The sequence below is a fragment of the Marilutibacter maris genome (assembly GCF_006546735.2).
Classification (GTDB): Bacteria; Pseudomonadota; Gammaproteobacteria; order Xanthomonadales; family Xanthomonadaceae; genus Marilutibacter; species Marilutibacter maris.
In genome coordinates this window covers 1-2020 of sequence record NZ_VICD02000037.1, presented here as the reverse complement: position 1 = coordinate 2020, position 2020 = coordinate 1, and the positions used below count along the sequence as shown (strand labels likewise).

The following is a 2020-nucleotide window of genomic DNA, read 5'->3' as shown; positions in this document are numbered from 1 at the left end:
ACCGGGCTGCCCAGCGCGTCGGTGTGCTGGTATTTGACCGATAGCGCACCGGTATCGATGTCCCTGTCGCGCACCGCCACCAGACTGCCGCCCAGATGGACGTACACGTGCTGCGTGCCCTTGCGCAGGTCGCTGGCGTAAACCAACTGCCCCGACTGGCTGTACAGGCTGTACTTGCTGCCGCTGGTGACATCGCGCACCCGCCGGCCCAGACCATCATAGACATAGCCGCTGGCGGTCACGCCATTGCCACTGGCGCCGCGCAGGCGGTTGCCGTGGTCGAAGTTGAAGATGGCGCCGCTCTTGTTCTCCAGATTGCCCTGCGCGTCGTAGCAGTAATAGTGATCGCGCACGGCGGTGCCGCCACTGACATTGACCCGGGTTCGGCGCCGACGGGTAGATAAAGTACCTGACGCATTGCGCCTGTCCAAGCCACATCGGCGGCGGCTCAATGAACCCAACTCCATCTTCTGTCCGGGAATACCTGACTGACCTGATCGCTGTTGCTGTTGCAGCCGCACCCCAGAATCCAATCGACACTGCCCACTGCATGCGTTCCTGAACCGGCAGGCGACACTTGTTGTAGGCGTAGCGGAATAAATGAACCCGACTCGTCCCCGGTGGGCTGGTCCGAATTACTGGGAGGAGGTCAAGGTCAATCGGCCAAGCCTGAGCGCTCACCTGTGGAAGCAGGGGCAGTCCACTCTGACCCATTTTTTAGCCACTCGCCCCAGCAACCAACCGAGCTAATCACCTTGAGTCAGCGATCGAATCGCATCGTCGAAATCAGGTTCAACCATGGCATTGGTCAGATACTTGTTTCCTTCGAAATCCACGATGATCCTGGCGTCAGGTGAGCCGACCCGATAGACGCTGTGATTCATCCTCTCGAACACACCATCAAGATCAACAACCAAGGAGCAGCCACTCGCCCCACCGGCATTGAACCTTGTCGGAAGCTCCATGAATACCGTGTATACGGAGCCTATCTCTAAAGGGACAGTCGAACACACCGATCTGTATCCATGCCTGTCCTTAGCAGCTTTCAGCTCGCGCATCGACCCGTCATCAAACAACACTCTATACATGCGCACACACACTGATGCGCGATCGCCGCAAGAAGCCTCGACATTGACAACTCGACCTGTCACGACAGCTTCCGCTGCTTCAAAAAGAACATTGACCGGCCTATTCGCCGGAGAGCTCGCGCTACCGACATTAACAACCAGCGCCAGAATAAAAATAAAAACAGATGAAATGCACCTCATAACCAACCTCACTCATCTCTTCCAGCCCAGCCAGCGTTCATCACGCTTCGCGCATAAATTTCCACATCCCTTTCGTACTGACAACTCCAAGCAACACAACCCGCAGCCAACTGCTGAATTTTTTGAACATCAAAAACTGAATCAAGGTGAAGCACCTCATGCATCAACCGAAACACCCGGTAGTAACCACCAAGCCTAAAGTACCTAGCAGAGTTAATCGAAATCTCACCCCGCCCAGCCCTCGCATTAAACATAACAAAGGCAACTGCCGTAGGCGCAACTTCGCCCCCCGCCCAAGTCCCAGAATCCCAGTCACTACTATCCAGCTTGACCCCTTCAATTTTGTTAAAAGCCCTTATCGCGCGCGAATCACCTGCAGCTTTCGCAACTTTACCCACGTCATTAACATCTTCAACCACTTGATCCACCTGCTCTTCTGTTGCCTCATCCGGCCCAACAGATTCAACCATGTCCGAAGTAATCTTTTTCGGAACTAAAGCCGTTGCATTGGTGGTTGTAAATTCACCAGACCCCCTACACCTTCCTTCATCGTCTTCAATACGGGACCCCGTGCAGCGCCCATCAGGATCATAAAACCGATAGGGGTTGTTGTTGGCGTAGCGGTAGCGATTGAACTGCCCCACCGGGCTGCCGTAAGGCGTCACCGGGTCCGCTGACAGGAACCGCCCGATATCGTCGTCATAGTAGCGCTGCTGGGCGTAGACCAGGCCGGTGGCGGCGTCGAACACGTG

Annotated in this window: 2 protein-coding genes and 1 pseudogene; all 3 read right to left on the bottom strand. The window is 55.5% G+C overall.

Going from position 1 to position 2020, the window contains the following annotated elements; genetic code table 11:
* Window positions 1-353: pseudogene (locus FKV24_RS03095) on the bottom strand (RHS repeat-associated core domain-containing protein); the annotation flags it as partial.
* Window positions 354-746: 393 nt separating this feature from the next.
* A complete protein-coding gene (locus FKV24_RS03090) occupies window positions 747-1268 on the bottom strand; it encodes a hypothetical protein (RefSeq protein WP_141481186.1) in 522 nt (173 codons plus the stop codon).
* A gap of 8 nt (window positions 1269-1276) precedes the next feature.
* A partial coding sequence (locus tag FKV24_RS03085; RefSeq protein ID WP_141481184.1) for an RHS repeat-associated core domain-containing protein occupies window positions 1277-2020 on the bottom strand: 744 nt, incomplete at its 5' end.

What these genes read in the sequence shown, in the direction of transcription:
- FKV24_RS03090 (WP_141481186.1), bottom strand. Translation starts at nt 1,268, where the DNA reads ATGAGGTGCATTTCATCTGTTTTTATTTTTATTCTGGCGCTGGTTGTT.